This window comes from Exiguobacterium sp. s131 (assembly GCF_018617345.1).
In the GTDB taxonomy this organism is placed as follows: domain Bacteria; phylum Bacillota; class Bacilli; order Exiguobacteriales; family Exiguobacteriaceae; genus Exiguobacterium; species Exiguobacterium profundum.
Genome location: NZ_JACSJX010000001.1, coordinates 1,560,458 through 1,580,102, shown reverse-complemented (window position 1 = coordinate 1,580,102; position 19,645 = coordinate 1,560,458). Strand labels below are relative to the sequence as shown.

Genomic DNA, 19,645 nt, shown 5'->3' with positions numbered 1-19,645 from the left:
TGAATGCGGGTACCTAAGAAAGAGCGGCAACGCTTGTTACAAGAAACGATTGAGCATAACCCGTTCATCAAAGACGAAGAACTGTCAAAACAGTTTTCTGTCAGCATCCAGACGATTCGACTCGACCGGATGGAATTAAAAATTCCGGAAGTGAGGGAACGGATCAAACATGTGGCTTCCGAACATCTCGATGAAGTCAAATCGCTTTCAATGAGCGAGGTCATCGGTGATATGATTGACTTGAAGCTAGATGACTCTGCGATCTCAGTCCTCGATATAGAAAAAGAACACGTCTTTAGCCGCAACGAGATTGCCCGTGGACATGTCTTGTTCGCGCAAGCCAACTCGTTAGCGGTGGCGCTCATCAATGATGAATTGGCGTTGACCACTAAAGCGGATATTCGCTTCAGTCGCCAAGTCCATCTTGGAGAGCGAGTCGTTGCCAAGGCTCGTGTGATGAAACTACGAGGGGACGGGAGAACGGACGTCACAGTTGAAAGTTATGTCGGTGAGGAGTGCGTCTTTGATGGCGACTTCACGATTTACCGACGTGGTGAGGAGGAGCAAGCATGAAGTTAGCGATTGATGCAATGGGTGGCGATCACGCACCGAAGGCGATTGTAGAAGGTGTGAAACGGTTCGTCGCGCAATATCCGAACGAGTCGATGGAACTCTTTTTAGTCGGTGATGAGGTGAAAATTGCCTCATACGGTCTTGATGATCCTCGAGTGACGGTCGTTCCAGCCAGTGAGATCATCACAGGCGAAGACGAACCGGTACGGGCGGTGCGCCGTAAGAAGGACAGCTCGCTCGTCGTGGCAGCTCAGCTCGTCAAAGAAGGAAAAGCGGATGCTCTCGTGTCTGCCGGGAATACCGGCGCATTGATGGCGGCGTCTCTTTTCATCATCGGACGGATCCCGGGAATCGAGCGTCCGGCATTATCTCCGACGTTCCCTACATATACTGGTAGTGGTGTCGTCGTACTGGATGTCGGAGCGAATCCGGATGCAAAAGCTGAACACCTCGTCGACTATGCGATTATGGGTTCACTGTATGCGGAACATGTGCGTGGCATCAAGACACCGCGTGTCGCCCTTCTCAATATCGGGACAGAAGCTGGTAAAGGAAATGCGCTGACAAAAGAAGCGTTCCCCCTCCTTGAACAGGCACCTGTCCATTTTGTTGGGAATGTCGAAGCGCGTGAAGCGATGTCAGGTGACGTGGACGTCATCGTGACCGAAGGATTTGCCGGAAACATCTTGTTAAAGGGTGTGGAGGGCTCCTCTTCGATGCTCATGAAGATGATGAAAGAACAATTCACGAGTGACCTTGTATCTAAACTCGCCGCTCTCATCTTAAAACCGAAATTGAGACGATTAAAAGAAACGCTGGATTATCGCGAACACGGGGGAGCCGGATTATTCGGGATCAATGCGCCGGTCATCAAGGCGCATGGGTCGAGCGATGCACTCGCCATCATGAGTGCGTTGAAACAGGCGAAAATCATGGTAGATCACGATGTCGTGGAAAAAATCAAGCGTGCCAAAGCGATAGACTAAGCGAAAGCAGGTGAAGATATGGGGAAAGTAGCATGGGTGTTTCCAGGGCAAGGTTCCCAAGCCGTTGGGATGGGACAAACCTTTTTAGATCATCCTGAAACGCTTCAAGCAATCGGACGTCGACTCGGATTTGACCTTCTTGAAGTCATGTCATCCGGGTCGAAGGAAGACCTACAAGAAACGGAAATTGCACAGCCGGCCATCGTGGCGCACGCCTCGCTCCTCGCGCAAGCCTATGCGAAGAGCGGTGCGGCACCAGATGTCGTCATCGGACATAGTGTCGGTGAATATGCGGCGCTCGTCAGTGCGGGTGTCATCGATCTTGAAGAGGCGACCGTCCTCGTCCGAGCACGTGGGCAGTTGATGTCTGAAGTGAAGGATGGAACGATGGCGGCAGTCGTCGGGATGACCGATCTTCAAGAGGCGCTCCATATCACTGAAAAGATCAGTGCGAGCGGGAATTTAGTTCAAATCGCCAACTTGAATTGTCCTGGTCAATTCGTGATTTCAGGGCATGTCGACGCGGTCGAACAAGCGGGCGTGGAATTGAAGGCTGCCGGTGCGAAGCGGGTATTGCCGTTAAACGTATCTGGAGCGTTCCATAGTTCCTACATGATGCCGGCGGCAACGTGTTTCCAAGATGTCCTCGCCTCGTCGCCATTTGAAGCGGCTTCCGTCGACATGATTTCGAACGTGGACGCAGCGGTGCATCGTGACCCTGAACAGTTGAAGGCGTTATTGACGAAACAACTGTATTCGTCTGTCCGCTTTGAAGATTGTGTACGCAAGGCGATTGCAGACGGCGTAGACACGTTCATCGAGTTCGGTCCATCTTCACCGCTTTCAGGATTGATTAAACGAATCGACTCGAACGTTTCGATTCAAAAGGCGACTACGCTCGAAGAAGTCGCCTCGTTAGGAGGAGAAGTACGTGCATGATCAAGTGGCGATCGTGACGGGAGCGTCCCGGGGAATCGGGGCGGCCATCGCGAAACGTTTAGGGGAAGACGGCTTTCGGGTCGTCGTGAACTACTCGGGTAGTGAACAAAAAGCGAATGATGTCGTGGCCATGATCACGGAGGCAGGCGGCGAAGCCATCGCCGTGAAAGCAGACGTATCGAATGCTGACGATGTCAAAGCGCTCGTCAAGACGACAGTCGATACGTTCGGACGCGTCGATTGTCTCGTCAACAATGCAGGGATCACGCGTGACGGGTTACTCATGCGAATGAAAGAAGCCGATTTCGAAGATGTGCTGTCGACGAACTTAAAAGGCGCCTTTTTGACATCGCAAACCGTCACGAGACCTTTGCTCAAGTCGAAAGCAGGTCGAATCATCAACATCGCCTCGGTTGTTGGGATTACCGGCAATGCAGGACAAGCGAACTATGCGGCTGCAAAAGCAGGGTTGATTGGATTGACAAAATCGGTGGCGCGCGAACTAGCGGGACGTCACGTGACGGTCAATGCCGTCTGTCCAGGGTTCATTCAAACGGATATGACCGATGCCTTGACAGATTCGCAACGAGAGGCTACACTCGAGCAAATTCCTTTCAACCGTTTCGGACAGGTGGAGGATGTGGCGAACCTTGTCTCCTTCCTCGCATCGGAACAAGCAGCTTATGTGACCGGGCAGACGATTGCCGTCGATGGCGGCATGACGATGGCGTAAAAGAGAACTTTACCAACAGACTGACATTTAATATACTTACCTTTGGAGGGATTTTATCATGACAAAAGAACAAATTTTAGTAGACGTACAAGAAGCAGTTGCTGAGAAGCTCGGGAAAGACGTATCTGAAATCACAGCAGAGAAATCGTTCAAGGATGACCTTGGTGCGGATTCACTTGAAGTAATGGAAATGGTGATGGACCTCGAAGACAAATTCGACATCACGATTGAAGACGAAGACGCTGAGAAGCTCGCGACTGTTGGCGACGTAGTGGCTTACATCGAAACAAAATTGTAATCAAGCCATCCCACCGCTCGGTTCCGGGCGGTGGGCTTGTGCTTATTCATGGAGGGAACTATGACAAAAGACAAACGACGGTTTGACCGTCAAGGATCGGCGCAGCGACGTCGGCGTCAGGAGATGGAACGAGCACGCATCTTGGAACTATTTAAATCATTGGAAGAACGGTTAGACGTTCAATTTTCGAATCACGACTTGTTGATGCAGGCGTTCACACACTCATCTTATGTGAATGAGCAACGCGGGTTACGAAAAGACAATGAACGTTTAGAATTTTTAGGGGATGCTGTTTTAGAACTGACCGTATCTCGCTTTCTCTATGAGACTTATCCGGAGCGCTCCGAGGGGGAATTGACGAAATTACGAGCGGCGATCGTATGTGAACCGTCACTCGTGAATTTTGCGGAAGCTTATGCTTTCTCTGACTTCATCTTGCTTGGGAAAGGTGAAGAGTTGACCGGTGGACGAAAACGTCCGGCACTGCTTGCCGACGTGTTCGAATCCTATATCGGTGCTCTTTATTTGGACCAGGGAATTGAGGCCGTCGAACGATTCCTCGCCGAAGCGGTTTTTCCGAAAGTCTTAGCGGGAGTATTTGAAGAACAGACCGATTTCAAGAGCCAGTTACAGGAGAGCGTTCAACGGGAAGGACTCGGACCTGTTTCGTATGAAATCATCGAGGAACGCGGACCGGCGCATAGCCGGGAATTCGTCGCACATGCACGCCTCAGCGACGACATCGTCGGTGAAGGGGTCGGACGTTCGAAAAAAGAAGCCGAGCAATTGGCTGCTAAAGAAGCGCTTATTGCCTTTAATCGGCGCTACGCAGATTTATAAACGAAAGGAGTGGACCGCTTGGGGGTCCACTCCTTTTTCATGTCAATTGACCGAGTTCTTCGACGATACCATCGACTTCCGACAAAGAGAGCGAAGAGCGTGTCATCACGTACTCGTAAATCTCTTTCACCGCTGACGGATCAGCCGCATTATATTCTTCCGCTTTGATTGCACCGCGGTTAATAATGTTCATTTTATCCAAAATGGCTTCAATCATCTGTTCATTCGTCATCTGTATTCCCCTTTCTACAGTTCTTTTTAGAATAGCATGATTCGGGCATTTTGACGAACTGTTAACTGTGGTAAAATATACAGATGAATGCTTACTGCGGATAGGATGGTCACGATGCACTTAAAACGAATCGAACTCGCTGGCTTTAAATCATTTGCCAAGCGAATTGAATTAGATTTCCGTCCCGGCGTCACGGCTGTAGTAGGGCCGAACGGGAGCGGGAAATCCAATATATCGGACGCTGTTCGCTGGGTACTCGGAGAACAGTCGGCCAAATCACTTCGTGGTGCCAAGATGGAAGATGTCATCTTTGCCGGAAGTGAAGGAGAGAATCACCGAAATGTCGCCGAGGTCACCCTCGTTCTCGATAATCGAGACGAACATTTGCGTCTCCCATATGAAGAAGTGAGTGTGACCCGTCGCGTGACCCGAAGTGGGGACAGCGACTATTTTATGAATAAAAAACCATGTCGGTTAAAAGATGTGATTGATTTATTTATGGATACAGGTCTTTCACGAGATGCATTCGCCATCATCGGTCAAGGGCGGGTCGAACAAGTCATTTCTGGGAAACCGGAAGATCGACGTGCCGTCATCGAAGAGGCAGCCGGTGTATTGAAATATCGTCAGCGGAAAAAACAGGCTGAACGCAAGTTACAGGACACCGAATTAAACTTGTCCCGGGTCGATGACATTTTATTCGAGTTGGCGGACCGAGTCGAACCGCTCCGTGAACAAGCAGCGCTCGCTCGGGAGTACAAAGTCGCCAAAGCGAGACATGATGAACTCGAAACAGGAATCATGGGCGCAGAAATTCAGTTGCTCCAACAGGAGATTGAGCAAGTGTCCGCACGTCACGTAGAATCTGTTCAACAGTTATCTGACTGTGACCGTTCGTTACGTGACCTCACGGAGGAACGTAGCGGGCTCGAAGCGAAGCTCGCTGAGTTACGCGAAGAATTGACAGAGCTGAACCAAAAAGAACGGGAGCATTCGACCTATGTCGAGCGTTTGACGGGTGACATCAAGCTCGCAAAAGCACAAGAAGAACACGGTGCCGAAATGAAAGAACGACTCATCCGACAACGTGAAGAAGTACGTGCAGAGATGACCGAGCTTGAAGCGCGATTGAAGGTCGTTCATGAAGAACTTGACCAAAAAGGAAACACGTTGAAACAAACGACTGCGACGAGAGAGTCACTTCAACAACAGTTGAAAGCCGCCTCTCGTGATTTCAATGCTGAAATCGAAGCGTTACAAAGTGAGGCATTCGAACTCGCGACAACGAAAGCGACAATCGGTAACCAACAAAAGCGGGAACAACGGGATATCGATGTCGCCGTCGAGTCGAAAGAACGCCTTCTACGCGAGAACAAACATCGTCTCGATGATCGTTCCTCACAGGAAGCGACACTTTTGGCGACTCGAGAGCAGTATGAAGCGGTACAAAGTCGCTTTGAACAACTGAGTCAAAAAGAGACGCAACTTGGGGACGAAGAGACGGCAATTCGTGAAAAACGTACACGAGCCGAATCGTCTTTCTACGACCTCGAACGCCGCCGTCAGAAGACGGAAGACCGAATCGAGATGCTCGAACGGATGAAGCAATCGTATGAAGGCTATTTCCATGCGGTCAAGTTCGTCTTAAAAGACCGTTCATCAGGTGTCCTTGGTGCTGTCGCGGAACTGATCCGTGTCCGTCCTTCGTATGAAGCGGCCATCGAAACGGCACTTGGGCAGACACAGCAGCATGTGGTCGTACAAGATGAGACGGTGGGACGCCGTGAAATTGACAAATTACGAAAAGCCAACGCAGGACGAGCGACATTCTTGCCGATGACGACGATCAAACCGAGATTCGTGCCGAGTGAGGTGTTAGATCGACTCGACTCGATGAACGGATTTGTCGGTGTGGCGTCGGAACTCGTCGAAACAGATGCATCATACGAGACGTTGAAAAAGTCGTTGCTCGGTTCCGTGCTTGTGGCGGAGACACTTGAAGTCGCGAACCGTATCGCCCAATCGACGGGATATCGTTTCCGTGTCGTCACGTTAGAAGGGGATATCGTCAACGTTGGCGGATCGATGACGGGTGGTAGTCGCAAGCAGGGCGTGGCCCTGTTCACGCAGTCGCGCGAATTAGATGATTTGAAACATGGTCTCACTCAAGGCCTCGCCATGTTGCATGAGCAAAAAACACGTCTTCAAGAGTACACAGAACAGTTGACGGACATTACGCGTCAATTATCTGAACTTCGGGATGAGAAACGTTACGTTGAAACGAACCTCCGTGAAGTCGAGTCGGCCTACCGTACTGCGGAACGTGCCTCGCTCGATGCCAAGTCACAACTTGAACTGTTCGATCATGAAATGATGCGCTACGAGCGGACGATCGAGACAGCGACTGCCGAATTAGAGCGATTGACGATTGAATTGGCCGATACGGACCGCGCACAAGCTGACATTCGTTCTCGTCTCGAATCGCTTCGGGCCGAGCAGGCGAAAAGTGCTGAGAGCACGGGCCAACTGGAATCGATGCTTCGTCAAAACGAGCTCGATCTTCAGCGGCACACGCTCGAAGAAGAACGGGTCCGATATGAATTGGACCGTTTGACGACCGAACAAAATCGTCTGCAGGAACGAAGCGATCAGATGGAGCGTGAACTGACGCGGCTCGAGAGTGGAGAAGTCGTGTCGTCTATGGAACTTGAGGCGACGCTTGCTACTGCCAAACTGGATTTCACAGAAATTCAAGAGCGGCTTCAAGAAGTGACGGCAACACTCAAGACGAACGAAGAGGCGTATCGGATCATACGTCAACGGGTCGATCAGGCAACGGAGGCAAGACGTCAAGCAGAAGCTGTCGTCCGAAAACTCGAAACGGCGAAACAAGAGTTCGAGCTGAAACGACAATGGAAGCTCGATGCATTAGAAGAGAATGGACTCGTTGCAGAACTATTGCCGGCACTCGAAATCCCGTTAGAAGAGGCGAAAGAGGAGTTCAAGTTGCTCGTTCGTCAAATCGAAGAGATCGGACCGGTCAATCTGAATGCGATCGAAGAGTTTGATAGTGTCCATGAACGGTTCACGTTCCTGTCCGAACAGCGGGATGACCTCGTCAGTGCAAAAGAAGATTTATATGAGATCATCGCCGAGATGGACCGCGAAGTGACACGCCTCTTCAAAGAGACGTATACGAGCGTCCGGGCGCATTTCAAACAGACGTTCACCGAGCTTTTTGGTGGCGGGGAAGCGGATTTGAAATTGGTCGACGAATCGGATTTGTTGAACACAGGAATCGAAATCGTCGCCAAACCACCGGGTAAAAAGTTACAGACACTCAGTCTGTTATCTGGTGGAGAGCGTGCGCTGACGGCCATCGCTCTATTGTTTGCGATTTTGAAGACGCGTCCGGTACCGTTTTGTGTTCTCGATGAGGTCGAGGCGGCCCTTGACGAGGCGAACGTGCATCGTTTCGGAGAATACATTCGGACGTTGTCGATCGACACGCAGTTCGTCATCATCACGCACCGTAAAGGGACGATGGAAGCGGCGGATACACTATATGGCGTCACGATGCAACAGAACGGGGTATCCGAGGTATTATCGGTCGAACTGTCTGAAGCAAAACGTGTCGTTGAAATGGATGAAGAGATGGAGGAATCACGTTGAGCTTTTTCAAGAAATTAAAAGAGAAGTTGACGACATCTACCCAAGAGGTGTCACAAAAGTTTACAGAGGGGTTGACGAAGACACGTGACGGCTTTGCAAGTGCCGTCAACGACCTCGTCTATCGCTTCCGCGAAGTGGATGAAGATTTCTTCGATGAACTCGAAGATTTACTCATTCAAGCGGATGTCGGCGTCACGACGACGATGGATCTCGTCGAAGATTTGAAAGAAGAAGTGAAGCGACGTAATCTGAAGGACCCGGTCGCGGTGCGTGACGCACTCGTCGAAGTCGTGGCGAACCGCCTCCAAGAGGATGAATCGGACCGTGAACTGAATATGCAAGACGGACTCACGGTCATCTTGTTTGTCGGCGTCAATGGTGTCGGAAAGACGACGACCATCGGCAAGCTGGCGCACCAGTTGAAATCTGAAGGGCGTTCCGTCATGCTCGCGGCAGGGGATACGTTCCGTGCCGGTGCCATCGAGCAACTTCAAGTATGGGGAGAACGTGTCGGGGTTCCCGTCATTCGTCAAACGGAAGGGTCTGACCCGGCTGCCGTCGTCTTTGACGCCGTTCAGGCTGCCAAGTCACGCAACATGGACGTCTTGATTTGTGATACGGCGGGACGTCTCCAAAATAAGGTCAATCTAATGAAAGAACTTGAAAAAGTCAAACGAGTCATTGAGCGGGAAGTTCCGAACGGACCGCACGAAGTATTGCTCGCATTAGACGCGACGACGGGTCAAAACGCCATGGTTCAAGCGAAAGCGTTCAAAGAAGCGACGAACGTGAGCGGAATCGTCTTAACGAAGCTCGATGGGACGGCCAAAGGCGGAATCGTCCTAGCGATTCGGAACGAACTCGATATCCCGGTCAAGTATGTCGGGCTTGGAGAGAAGATTGACGATTTACAGGAGTTTGATCCAGAACAGTTCGTCCTTGGACTGTTCGGCGATGTTTTTGAGGACAAGACACAGGATGCCTCGATGGAAAAAGAGGACACAAACGAGGACCTCGCCTAAGTTTTGCTGTTAAGAAAAAAACTTGACAAGTAGTAGGCACGGCTGTACTATAGGTAGTTGTAAAGGGATTTCACTTAACATGTGGAGGTGAAAGGTTTGACGCTCGAAAAAACGAATCGCATGAACTATCTCATCGATTTCTATCAAGCGCTCCTCACACCGAAACAGCGCAACTATATGTCTCTTTATTACCTAGATGACTACTCGCTCGGAGAGATTGCGGAAGAGTTTGAAGTCAGCCGTCAAGCGGTCTACGATAACATAAAGCGCACAGAAACGATGCTTGAACAGTACGAGGAAAAGCTAGCCCTATTCGAAAAGTTCGAACAGCGCCAGCAACTTCTTCAGACCCTCAAACGTCAAGTCGAGCTCACCGATGACGTGAGCGCCACGATTTCTGCGCTTGAGAATTTAGAGTAGGGGGCTGAAGCATGGCATTTGAAGGATTATCAGAACGATTGCAATCGACACTTTCAAAAATGCGCGGTAAAGGGAAAATCTCGGAGGCCGATGTCAAAGAGATGATGCGTGAGGTTCGCCTCGCCCTCCTCGAAGCCGACGTCAACTTTAAAGTCGTCAAGCAATTCGTCAATGACGTGAAGGAACGCGCGGTTGGTCAGGATGTCATGAAATCATTGACGCCAGGTCAACAAGTCGTCAAAATCGTTCACGAAGAGTTGTCGAACTTGATGGGAAGCGATGTCGTCCCGATCACATTCAGTCAGAAACCACCGACAGTCGTCATGATGGTCGGTCTGCAAGGGGCAGGGAAAACGACAACGACCGGGAAGCTAGCGAACTTGATTCGTAAAAAGCATAACCGAAGTCCTCTTCTCGTCGCGGCGGACATTTACCGTCCGGCGGCAATCAAGCAGCTCGAGACACTCGGAAAACAACTCGATTTACCGGTCTTCTCACTTGGTGATCAAGTGAAGCCGGAAGAGATTGTGACGAAGGCACTCGAGTACGCAAAAACAAATCATCACGATTTCGTGTTGATCGATACGGCCGGTCGCCTTCATATCGATGAGACGCTTATGGGCGAGCTCGAAAATGTGAAGACGATTGCCAAACCAAATGAGATCTTCCTCGTCGTCGATTCGATGACGGGTCAAGATGCGGTCAATGTGGCCGACAGTTTCAATGAGAAACTCGGAATCACCGGGGTCGTGCTCACAAAGCTCGACGGAGATACACGAGGCGGGGCAGCCCTTTCGATCAAGGCAGTCACGGGAGCGCCGATTAAATTCGTCGGTCTCGGAGAAAAGTTGGATGCCCTCGAACCATTCCACCCGGAACGCATGGCGTCACGGATCCTTGGAATGGGGGACGTGCTCTCGCTCATTGAAAAAGCCGAGACACAGATGGACCAAGACGCAGCGAAGGAGCTTGAAAGCAAAATTCGTGACGCGTCATTCACGTTCGATGATTTCATTGAACAGTTGGCCCAAGTGAAAAACATGGGACCAATTGATGAATTACTTTCGATGTTACCTGGTGCAGGTAAGATGAAAGGGTTGAAGAACGTCCAAATCGACGAGAAACAACTCGATCACGTCGAAGCGATCATTCGCTCGATGACGAAACATGAGCGCGCCAATCCGGAAGTGCTCAACGCGAGTCGTCGTAAGCGGATCGCAAAAGGGAGCGGTCGCTCGATTCAAGAAGTGAACCGTCTCATCAAACAGTTCGATGACATGAAGAAGATGATGAAACAAATGTCAGGACAAATGAAAGGGAAGAAAAAAGGTCTCGGCCTTCCATTCTTCTAACAAAATCTTTTGTCAGTCGAACGAAAAAGCTGTATACTATAAAAGTTGTCAATTCTTAAACACATGATGGAGGTATATTACCATGGCAGTTAAAATTCGTCTTAAGCGCATGGGCGCAAAAAAATCACCTTTCTACCGTATCGTTGTAGCAGACTCACGTTCACCACGTGACGGTCGCTTCATCGAGCAAGTTGGTCACTACAACCCGGTTGCAAAACCAGAAGCAGAAGTTCGCATCAACGAAGAACTCGCTCTCAAATGGTTGGCAGACGGCGCGAAGCCATCTGACACAGTACGCAACTTGTTCTCTAAAGCAGGGATCATGGAGAAATTCCACAACGCGAAAAACGCGAAGTAATGATGTGGCCGACCTTTTCTGAGGTCGGCCTATTTTGTTGAGGAGGGAAAAAGATGGACTGGTTATATGTAGGGAAAATCGCCAATACGCACGGCCTAAAAGGGGAAGTGAAGATTTTGGCGGCGACAGACTTTCCAGAAGAGCGATTTAAAAAAGGAAACACGTTGTTTCTTGATGTCGACGGAACGAAACAGGAAATGACGATCACGACGTATCGTCCTCATAAGCAGTTTCACCTCGTCACATTCAAAGGGTTTGACAATATCAATCTCATTGAAAAATATAAAGGGCTGAAACTATATGTCCACGCCGAACACGTCCACGACTTGGACGAACACGAATATTATTATCATGAAATCATCGGCTGTGAGGCTGTCGTGGATGGGGAAGTCATCGGTGTCGTCGACGACATCTTTGAAACGAATGGAGCGAACGACGTATGGGTCATCAAACGACCAGGAAAGTCGGATGCGCTCATCCCTTATATCGAATCGGTCGTCCAAGAGATTGATGTCGATGCGAAGCGTGTCGTCATCACGCCGATCCCTGGAATGATTGACGATGAAGATTGATGTATTGACGTTGTTCCCCGAGATGTTTCATGCGCTCGATCACTCCATCGTCGGTCGGGCGAAGACGCTCGGGCAAGTGGAGATGTCGTTCCTCAATTTTCGGGACTTTTCAACGAACAAGCATCATAAAGTCGATGATTATCCGTACGGCGGTGGAGCGGGCATGTTACTCACGCCGCAGCCGATCTTTGATGCATTTCATTCCCTTGAGGCGAAGAGCCCAAGGGTCATTCTCACGACGCCTACCGGAAAACCGTTCAATCAACGAATGGCCGAAGAATGGGCCAAGGAGGAACATCTGGTCTTTCTGTGTGGACATTATGAAGGGTTCGACCAACGGATCCATGATGAACTGGCGACCGACGAGGTGTCGATCGGTGATTTCGTTTTGACAGGTGGAGAGCTCGCGACGATGGTCATGATTGATGCGACCGTAAGGCTCATTCCGGATGTACTTGGCGATCAGGCGAGCCATGAAGATGACTCGTTCTCGACTGGTCTCTTGGAATACCCTCACTATACACGACCGGCTGATTTTCGTGGATTGACCGTGCCGGAAGTGCTCTTGTCGGGAAATCACGCCCGGATCGAGGCATGGCGCCGCGAGCAATCGCTCGAACGCACGTATCGACGACGTCCGGATTTGCTCGAACATGTCGAGTTGACGGATGTCGATAAAAAGTTTCTGCAATCGTTGCGCGATTGAGAAATATATGCTATGTTTGAGCATGTGGGTTAAACCCATCGATTACCGATGTTCCGCTATTGGATGCTTGGGCATATGAAGATATGAACATTGAAGAAAAAGGAGATATGATTCATGAACACACAAAAACTGTTCCGTGAAATCACAGAAGAACAATTCAAATCGGACGTACCTGCTTTCCGTCCTGGTGACACAGTACGTGTCCACGTTAAAGTTGTAGAGGGAACGCGTGAGCGTATCCAGATCTTCGAAGGTGTTGTAATCAAGCGTAAAGGTGGCGGCATCAGCGAAACATTCACAGTCCGTAAGATTTCTTACGGCGTAGGTGTTGAGCGTGCATTCCCGCTTCACTCACCACGCGTTGCACAAATCGAAGTCGTACGCTACGGTAAAGTTCGCCGTGCGAAACTTTACTACCTCCGTAACCTTCGCGGTAAAGCAGCACGTATTAAAGAAATCCGTCGTTAAGATGGGAATTAAGCTTGTCGCTTGCGACAAGCTTCTTTTTTTCTAGTACAATAAGTTCAAATGGATAGAGGAGTGAGTGAAGTTGAAAGAAGTGTTTAGTTGGCTAAAAGCCATCGTGGTCGCTCTTGTCATCGCGTTCGTCATCCGGACGTTCATCTTCGTTCCTGTCATCGTTGAAGGAGAGTCGATGATGCCGACACTCCACAATGCGGATCGGATGATCGTCAGTAAAATTTCGAACTATGTTGGGGAGCTAGACCGAGGTGATATCGTCGTATTCCATGCGACTGAATCAAAAGACTATATTAAACGTGTCATCGCCATCCCAGGCGACACGCTCGAATATCGAGATGATGTGCTTTATATTAATGGTGAAGCGGTAGAAGAGCCGTATTTAGACGAGTTTCGTGCCCAGATGAACGGGTTCCCGTTGACCGAGAACTTCACACTCGAACAAGTGACGGGTGAGTCGGTCGTTCCAGAGGAATCATACTTCGTCATGGGAGACAATCGTCAAAACTCGAAAGACAGCCGTGAGATCGGATTTGTGTCGAAAGAGGAGATTGTCGGCAAGACGAACTTCATCTTCTGGCCACTCGATGATGTTGGCACGGTAGAAGATTAAGGTGGTGCTTTTTTGGCAATTCAATGGTTTCCTGGCCACATGGCCAAAGCAAGAAGACAAGTAACTGAAAAATTAAAGCTAATCGATGTCGTCATCGAACTCGTAGATGCACGAGTGCCTCAGTCGAGTCGCAACCCGATGGTCGATGAGATTACAGCGGGAAAACCCCGTCTTATCGTCTTGAACAAAGCAGACATGGCCGACCCCGTCGTGACGGAGGCGTGGTTACGTGCCTTGAAACGCGAAGAAGTCGAGGTTGTCGCTGTCGACGCGAAACATAGCAAAGGCTTGAAACAGCTCATCACGGGTGCTCAGAAGTTGATGAAAGAAAAGCATGACCGGATGCGTGAGAAGGGGCGGAACCCCGGACCGATCCGTGCGCTCATCATCGGAATCCCGAACGTCGGGAAGTCGACGCTCATCAACCGTCTCGCCGGACGAAACATCGCCATCACGGGCGACCGTCCTGGTGTGACGAAGCGTCAACAGTGGATCAAGATGAAAGGCGGCGAGATGGAGCTGTTGGACACGCCGGGGATTCTCTGGCCGAAATTTGAGGACCAACTTGTCGGATATCGTCTAGCCGCGACTGGCGCTATCAAAGACGAGATTCTCAACTTGGATGATATCGCCTTGTATACGGTTCGCGAGTTGCATGCTCGTTATCCTGAACAATTAAAGGAACGATTCAAACTTGAAACGTTACCCGAGGACAGCGTTGAGCTCCTTGAGTTGATCGGGAAAAAGCGTGGTCTCATCAGTGGCGGTTACGTCGATTTCGAAAAAGCGAGCGAACTACTTTTGAATGAACTACGACATGAAAAAATTGGACGGATCTCGCTTGAGACACCGGCTGATCACGAAATGGCGTAAAGCCCTGTGCACACAGGGCTTTTTTGAATAGGAGGAAGACCGTGACGATTCAACAGATTAAACAACAACTAGAGGACATCCGATATGAAGAATGGGTACAAATCTTCCCGACCTTGTCACGAGACCCTCGAACGGGCGTGCAAACGTTGCTTCGGCAAAAACAGCGTCAATTCGAGCGAGAACGGGCGTTACAGGTCGATTTCGAACGTCGCATGACGTATGAACATGAATGGAAGGCGCGAGGCTTCACTCGAATTGTCGGAGTCGATGAGGTCGGACGGGGACCGCTCGCGGGACCGGTCGTGGCTGCTGCAGTCTTGTTACCGGATGGGTTCTATCTCGCGGGATTGAATGATTCGAAAAAAATGTCCAAAACGGCGAGGGATGCAGCATACGCACACATCATCGAGGTCGCGGAGGTCGGTGTCGGCATCGTCGAGCCGAAGACGATTGATGTCATCAATATATACGAATCGACGAAACTAGCGATGACAGAGGCGATTCATCAAGTCGGAGAAGTAGACGCCCTATTGATTGACGCCATGAAACTCGAGCTCGACATCCCTCAACAGTCATTGATTAAAGGGGACACGCTCAGTGTGTCGATAGCCGCGGCAAGTGTCGTCGCTAAGGTGGTAAGGGACCGGATGATGGAAGAATATGATTTGACGTATCCTGGATACGGATTTGCGAAAAACGCAGGATATGGAACAGAGGCTCATTTAGAAGGGTTAAGACGCCTTGGGGTGACTCCGATTCATCGCCGTACGTTTGCCCCCATCAAGCATATGTGAAAGGAGTGGTTGCGTTGCGGATCGATCATCAAGGGGTGATGCCGTTCAAAGTGACGGAACAGACGTCACGCCCGCTATTACTAGGGAACACAGTCGTTGGAAAGGTGTTGCAGCTCTTACCTGGCAACGAGGCGGTTATGCAACTACCCCAAGGGATTTTCCGGGTCGGTGTCAATGCGAACGTGAAAGAGAACGTCACGTATAAGCTGGTCGTCACGGACGTTGAACCGAAGCTTGTCTTGAAGGTCGTCACGCAAGCGACAGAATCGCTCATGACAGCCAAGTCGCCTCTGCAGGCGTTAGGAGAACAGCTCGGACGCCTGATGCGAGAACCGATGCTGACGCCGGACTCCGTGAAGACGGCCGGCAAAACCGCGTTAGAAAGCGGCGCAGGTCAGGATGTAAAAGCGCTCGTCGGGGAACTGTTCAAAGCGAAAGGTGAGCCGAAGTTCGAGCAGTTCGTGCGTGCGCAGGAAGCGTTCAACGCGAGCCAAAGCCCGCCGTTCGTCGCTCAAGCATTTCACATACCGCAATTGGGTCCGTTTGAAAACGTTCAACTTCGTCTAGAGGCCCCGAAACGAGAGACGATGGACTCGGATCATGCGCGGATCGTCTTGTTTCTTGAAACGCCGCGATATGGTGAGACCGGAATTGATGTGTTGATTCAAAAGCGTTACGTGTCCGTACGTGTATTCAATGAGCAACACGATTTGGCTCAATACGTCCGTACATACGAACCACTTTTGAAAGAAGGTTTAAAAAAGGTGTCATTCGAACTGTCTTCATTTTCGTATGAAGCGAAGCGTGAACACGTTCCGGCAACGTTTGCACCGCTCGGAAAGGTGGACCTCCAAATATGAAAGACCAGAAGAAAGCGATGGCGCTCTCCTATGAGCAGTCGATGGATGCGCCCCATGTCGTAGCAAAAGGAACGGGTATCGTGGCCGAGCGGATGCTTGAAGTTGCTTTAGCGAACGGCATTCCTATCCATGAAGACCCAGCGCTCCTCTCGTTACTGTCGGCCTTGAACATTGAAGAGCAGATTCCAGAGGACGTCTATCAAGTCATTGCCGAACTTTTTGTGTTTCTTTATCAGATGGAACAGGATAAAATTTGATTTGTCTAGGGATATATGTGAAAAAAAGATGAAAACTTAAAGCAAGAACGATAGACAGCGCTTTCAGTTTTTCGTTACAATAGACGTGCCGATATTAAAGGGGACTAAGGGGGAAAACATATGAATATCCATGAGTATCAGGCGAAAGAATTGTTAAGAGAGTTTGGGGTAGCCGTTCCGACGGGTTATCCGGCCTTTACTGTTGAAGAAGCTGTTGCAGCTGCTGCGAAGCTTGAAGGTGAAGTGAAGGTAGTAAAAGCTCAAATCCACGCAGGTGGCCGCGGTAAAGCGGGTGGTGTTAAACTTGCGAAGACAGATGAAGAAGTGAAGCAATATGCTTCAGAGATTCTCGGGAAAACGCTCGTGACACACCAAACAGGTCCGGAAGGAAAAGTTGTCCAGCGTCTCTATATCGAAGAAGGTTCTGCGATTGACCAAGAATTTTACTTAGGACTCGTGCTTGACCGTTCGATCGGCCGAATTGTCATCATGGGTTCATCTGAAGGTGGAATGGACATCGAAGAAGTCGCTGAACATACACCAGAGAAGATTCATAAAGAGATCGTCGACCCGGTCGTTGGCTTACGTCCATTCCAGGCGCGTCGTCTCGCATTCAAAATGGAAGTCCCGACGAAACTTGTCAATAAGTTTAGTGACATGGTCATGAAGCTGTATAAAGTGTACGTCGAGACAGATTGCACAATCGCGGAAATCAACCCGCTCGTCACGACGAAAGACGGTAACGTCATCGCGCTCGATGCGAAGTTGAACTTCGATAGCAACGCGCTCTATCGTCACTCGGACGTCCTTGCTCTTCGTGATACGACGGAAGAAGACCCACGTGAAGTAGAAGCGTCAAAACACGACCTCAGCTACATCGCACTCGACGGAAACATCGGTTGTCTCGTCAACGGTGCCGGTCTTGCGATGGCAACGATGGATATCATCAAACATTACGGCGCTGAACCCGCTAACTTCCTCGACGTAGGTGGCGGTGCGACGAAAGAAAAAGTAACAGAAGCATTCAAGTTGATTTTGTCTGATGACCAGGTCAAAGGGATCTTCGTTAACATTTTCGGTGGGATCATGAAATGTGACATCATCGCAGAGGGGATTGTCGCTGCGACGAAAGAAATCGGACTCGACTTACCACTCGTCGTTCGCTTAGAAGGAACGAACGTTGATGCCGGGAAGCGCATTCTCGATGAATCTGGACTTGCGATTACGACGGCCAGCTCGATGGCTGACGGTGCAGAAAAAATCGCAGCACTTGTTCGATAAGGGGGAAACGACATGAGTATTTGGGCGGATAAAGATACGAAAGTAATCATTCAAGGGATTACAGGGAAGCAAGGTCTGTTCCACGGTGAACAGATGCTCGCATATAACACGAAATTAGTCGGTGGTGTCACACCTGGTAAAGGTGGCACGACGGTCCTCGACAACGTTCCAGTCTTCAACACCGTCTCTGAAGCGGTCGAAGCAACTGGTGCCAATGCATCGATCATCTATGTTCCACCTGCTTTCGCAGCGGATTCAATCATGGAAGCGGCAGACAGCGGCATCGAGCTCATCATCTGTATCACAGAAGGGATCCCAGTTGTGGACATGATTCAAGTGAAGCGCTATCTCGAGGACAAACCGGCTCGTTTAATCGGACCGAACTGTCCTGGTATCATCACACCTGGAGAAGCGAAACTTGGCATCATGCCTGGCTACATTCATACGAAAGGGCACGTCGGAATCGTATCACGTTCTGGGACGCTCACGTATGAGGCGGTTCATCAGTTGACGACAGCAGGTATCGGACAATCGACAGCTGTTGGAATCGGGGGAGACCCGGTCAACGGAACGAACTTCATCGATACGCTTAAAGCGTTCAACGAAGATGAGGACACGAAAGCGGTCATCATGATCGGGGAAATCGGTGGAACGGCTGAAGAAGAGGCAGCTGAATGGGTAAAAGCCAACATGACGAAACCAGTCATCGGTTTCATCGGCGGCCAGACGGCTCCTGAAGGCAAGCGCATGGGACATGCGGGCGCAATCATCTCAGGTGGTAAAGGGACGGCTGCTGAGAAGATCAAGACATTGAACGCGAATGGAATCGAAGTCGCTGAAACACCAGCGGTTATCGGTGAAACGTTGATTCGTGTCTTGAAACAGCAAGGATTATACGAAGCATGTGTCACGGGTCAACCGACGACATGAGAATCTTGAGGGATGCTTGCATCCCTCATTTTTTTAAAGGAGAGTTTGTGATGAATCAAACAATAGCTCGGTTTGCTGCAGCACGAATGCCAGTTGAGTTTGTGCATCATTATTTAAACGGGACACTCGGAGCACATCGCACACAATTTTCTGAACATGTCTGGAGACGGGCTGAACGAGCCTGGCACGCATTGGAGTCGTATAAACATTTCGTCACATGGGAAGACGACTTGTTTCCGAAACGGTTACTCGACATCCCCAACCCACCATATTGCTTGTTTTATCATGGAGATTTAGAGGTACTACAAGAAAGAACGACTGCGATGGTCGGAAGTCGTGAGTTGAATCGTATCAGTCAACCGCTCGTGAATCACTATCACTCTTTAATAGAAGAAACTGTATCTGTTTCAGGTGGCGCCCTCGGAATCGACGGGCTCGTCCACGCCCAAGCCCTTCTCGCTCATCGACCAACTGTGGCGGTACTGGGAGCTGGACTGAACCGGCTCTATCCGGAGGCGAACCGAGACATGCTTTTACAGATTCCACAAGAGGGAGTCTTACTTAGTGAATATGTACCAAACACGCCGATTCAAAAATTTCAATTTTTGGAAAGAAATCGTTTGGTCAGTGGTCTTGGCGATGCGTTGGTCGTTATACAGGCGAGACGAAAGAGTGGGACGATGAATACGGTCGGACATGCTCTAGAGCAAGGGAAAACGGTATTTGCGGTGCCAGGTTCACCCCTTGATCCACTCGCGGAGGGACCGAACCGGTTGATTGAAGAAGGTGCGATTCCATTGACGAATTCCGATCAAATTATTCGAGATCTCAAGATTGTACGTTGACAAACCGGT

23 protein-coding genes are annotated in these 19,645 nt (G+C 50.0%); 22 read left to right on the top strand and 1 reads right to left on the bottom strand.

Annotated elements, in window-relative coordinates:
* Positions 1–3: 3 nt before the first annotated feature.
* The 6 genes from fapR to rnc all read left to right on the top strand — a co-directional run bounded on the left by fapR (position 4) and on the right by rnc (position 4,369).
* The gene (gene fapR / locus KNO69_RS08205) at positions 4–573 is read left to right on the top strand and encodes a transcription factor FapR (protein ID WP_015881355.1); all 570 of its coding nucleotides are present in this window, start codon (positions 4–6) and stop codon (positions 571–573) included.
* A complete protein-coding gene (gene plsX / locus KNO69_RS08200; protein ID WP_015881356.1) occupies positions 570–1,559 on the top strand; it encodes a phosphate acyltransferase PlsX in 990 nt (329 codons plus the stop codon). Before fapR ends, plsX begins: the two co-directional genes overlap by 4 nt.
* Positions 1,560–1,577: 18 nt before the next feature.
* Complete coding sequence (gene fabD / locus KNO69_RS08195; protein WP_214817312.1) at positions 1,578–2,498, top strand: ACP S-malonyltransferase; 921 nt, start codon at positions 1,578–1,580, stop codon at positions 2,496–2,498.
* Positions 2,491–3,231: a 3-oxoacyl-[acyl-carrier-protein] reductase gene (fabG, locus tag KNO69_RS08190; protein ID WP_214817309.1), complete on the top strand. Its 741-nt coding sequence runs from the start codon at positions 2,491–2,493 to the stop codon at positions 3,229–3,231. Before fabD ends, fabG begins: the two co-directional genes overlap by 8 nt.
* 58 nt (positions 3,232–3,289) lie before the next feature.
* A complete protein-coding gene (gene acpP, locus KNO69_RS08185) occupies positions 3,290–3,529 on the top strand; it encodes an acyl carrier protein (protein WP_015881359.1) in 240 nt (79 codons plus the stop codon).
* Between the two features lie 123 nt (positions 3,530–3,652).
* Positions 3,653–4,369, top strand: a complete 717-nt coding sequence (gene rnc, locus KNO69_RS08180; RefSeq protein WP_035387821.1) for a ribonuclease III — start codon at positions 3,653–3,655, stop codon at positions 4,367–4,369.
* A 37-nt stretch (positions 4,370–4,406) separates the two neighbouring features.
* On the opposite strand, the gene KNO69_RS08175 is transcribed toward rnc, so the two are convergent.
* On the bottom strand, positions 4,407–4,601 hold the full coding sequence (locus KNO69_RS08175) for a DUF1128 family protein (RefSeq protein ID WP_015881361.1): 195 nt from the start codon (positions 4,599–4,601) through the stop codon (positions 4,407–4,409).
* Positions 4,602–4,715: 114 nt separating this feature from the next.
* Between KNO69_RS08175 and smc the strand changes: the two genes are divergently transcribed.
* The 16 genes from smc (at position 4,716) to dprA (ending at position 19,636) form a co-directional block, all read left to right on the top strand.
* Positions 4,716–8,273, top strand: a complete 3,558-nt coding sequence (gene smc / locus KNO69_RS08170; protein ID WP_214817307.1) for a chromosome segregation protein SMC — start codon at positions 4,716–4,718, stop codon at positions 8,271–8,273.
* On the top strand, positions 8,270–9,295 hold the full coding sequence (gene ftsY / locus KNO69_RS08165; RefSeq protein WP_196430533.1) for a signal recognition particle-docking protein FtsY: 1,026 nt from the start codon (positions 8,270–8,272) through the stop codon (positions 9,293–9,295). The genes smc and ftsY overlap by 4 nt, the downstream gene beginning before the upstream one ends.
* Before the next feature lie 96 nt (positions 9,296–9,391).
* The gene (locus KNO69_RS08160) at positions 9,392–9,715 is read left to right on the top strand and encodes a putative DNA-binding protein (RefSeq protein WP_015881364.1); all 324 of its coding nucleotides are present in this window, start codon (positions 9,392–9,394) and stop codon (positions 9,713–9,715) included.
* 11 nt (positions 9,716–9,726) lie between these two features.
* Complete coding sequence (gene ffh / locus KNO69_RS08155; RefSeq protein WP_031421628.1) at positions 9,727–11,067, top strand: signal recognition particle protein; 1,341 nt, start codon at positions 9,727–9,729, stop codon at positions 11,065–11,067.
* Between the two features lie 82 nt (positions 11,068–11,149).
* On the top strand, positions 11,150–11,425 hold the full coding sequence (gene rpsP, locus KNO69_RS08150; protein WP_015881366.1) for a 30S ribosomal protein S16: 276 nt from the start codon (positions 11,150–11,152) through the stop codon (positions 11,423–11,425).
* A gap of 53 nt (positions 11,426–11,478) precedes the next feature.
* A complete protein-coding gene (rimM, locus tag KNO69_RS08145; protein ID WP_078146685.1) occupies positions 11,479–11,997 on the top strand; it encodes a ribosome maturation factor RimM in 519 nt (172 codons plus the stop codon).
* Positions 11,987–12,703: a tRNA (guanosine(37)-N1)-methyltransferase TrmD gene (gene trmD, locus KNO69_RS08140; protein ID WP_078146686.1), complete on the top strand. Its 717-nt coding sequence runs from the start codon at positions 11,987–11,989 to the stop codon at positions 12,701–12,703. Before rimM ends, trmD begins: the two co-directional genes overlap by 11 nt.
* A 114-nt stretch (positions 12,704–12,817) precedes the next feature.
* Positions 12,818–13,171 carry a 50S ribosomal protein L19 gene (rplS, locus tag KNO69_RS08135; protein ID WP_015881369.1) on the top strand — a complete coding sequence of 118 codons (354 nt, stop codon included), beginning with the start codon at positions 12,818–12,820 and terminating at the stop codon, positions 13,169–13,171.
* Positions 13,172–13,253: 82 nt separating this feature from the next.
* Positions 13,254–13,796 (top strand): signal peptidase I, encoded by a 543-nt coding sequence (gene lepB / locus KNO69_RS08130; protein WP_015881370.1) that lies wholly within the window; start codon positions 13,254–13,256, stop codon positions 13,794–13,796.
* Positions 13,797–13,808: 12 nt separating this feature from the next.
* Positions 13,809–14,669, top strand: a complete 861-nt coding sequence (ylqF, locus tag KNO69_RS08125; protein WP_159562082.1) for a ribosome biogenesis GTPase YlqF — start codon at positions 13,809–13,811, stop codon at positions 14,667–14,669.
* 41 nt (positions 14,670–14,710) lie between these two features.
* Positions 14,711–15,463, top strand: coding sequence for a ribonuclease HII (locus tag KNO69_RS08120; protein WP_214817305.1), 753 nt, complete (start codon positions 14,711–14,713; stop codon positions 15,461–15,463).
* A 14-nt stretch (positions 15,464–15,477) separates the two neighbouring features.
* Positions 15,478–16,323 (top strand): hypothetical protein, encoded by an 846-nt coding sequence (locus tag KNO69_RS08115; RefSeq protein ID WP_214817302.1) that lies wholly within the window; start codon positions 15,478–15,480, stop codon positions 16,321–16,323.
* On the top strand, positions 16,320–16,580 hold the full coding sequence (locus tag KNO69_RS08110; RefSeq protein WP_074037264.1) for an EscU/YscU/HrcU family type III secretion system export apparatus switch protein: 261 nt from the start codon (positions 16,320–16,322) through the stop codon (positions 16,578–16,580). Before KNO69_RS08115 ends, KNO69_RS08110 begins: the two co-directional genes overlap by 4 nt.
* Positions 16,581–16,700: 120 nt before the next feature.
* Entirely contained in the window at positions 16,701–17,861 is a 1,161-nt protein-coding gene (gene sucC, locus KNO69_RS08105; RefSeq protein WP_159562085.1) for an ADP-forming succinate--CoA ligase subunit beta, read from the top strand.
* A gap of 12 nt (positions 17,862–17,873) precedes the next feature.
* Positions 17,874–18,791, top strand: a complete 918-nt coding sequence (gene sucD / locus KNO69_RS08100; RefSeq protein WP_015881376.1) for a succinate--CoA ligase subunit alpha — start codon at positions 17,874–17,876, stop codon at positions 18,789–18,791.
* 50 nt (positions 18,792–18,841) lie between these two features.
* Positions 18,842–19,636: a DNA-processing protein DprA gene (gene dprA, locus KNO69_RS08095; RefSeq protein ID WP_214817299.1), complete on the top strand. Its 795-nt coding sequence runs from the start codon at positions 18,842–18,844 to the stop codon at positions 19,634–19,636.
* Positions 19,637–19,645: the final 9 nt, after the last annotated feature.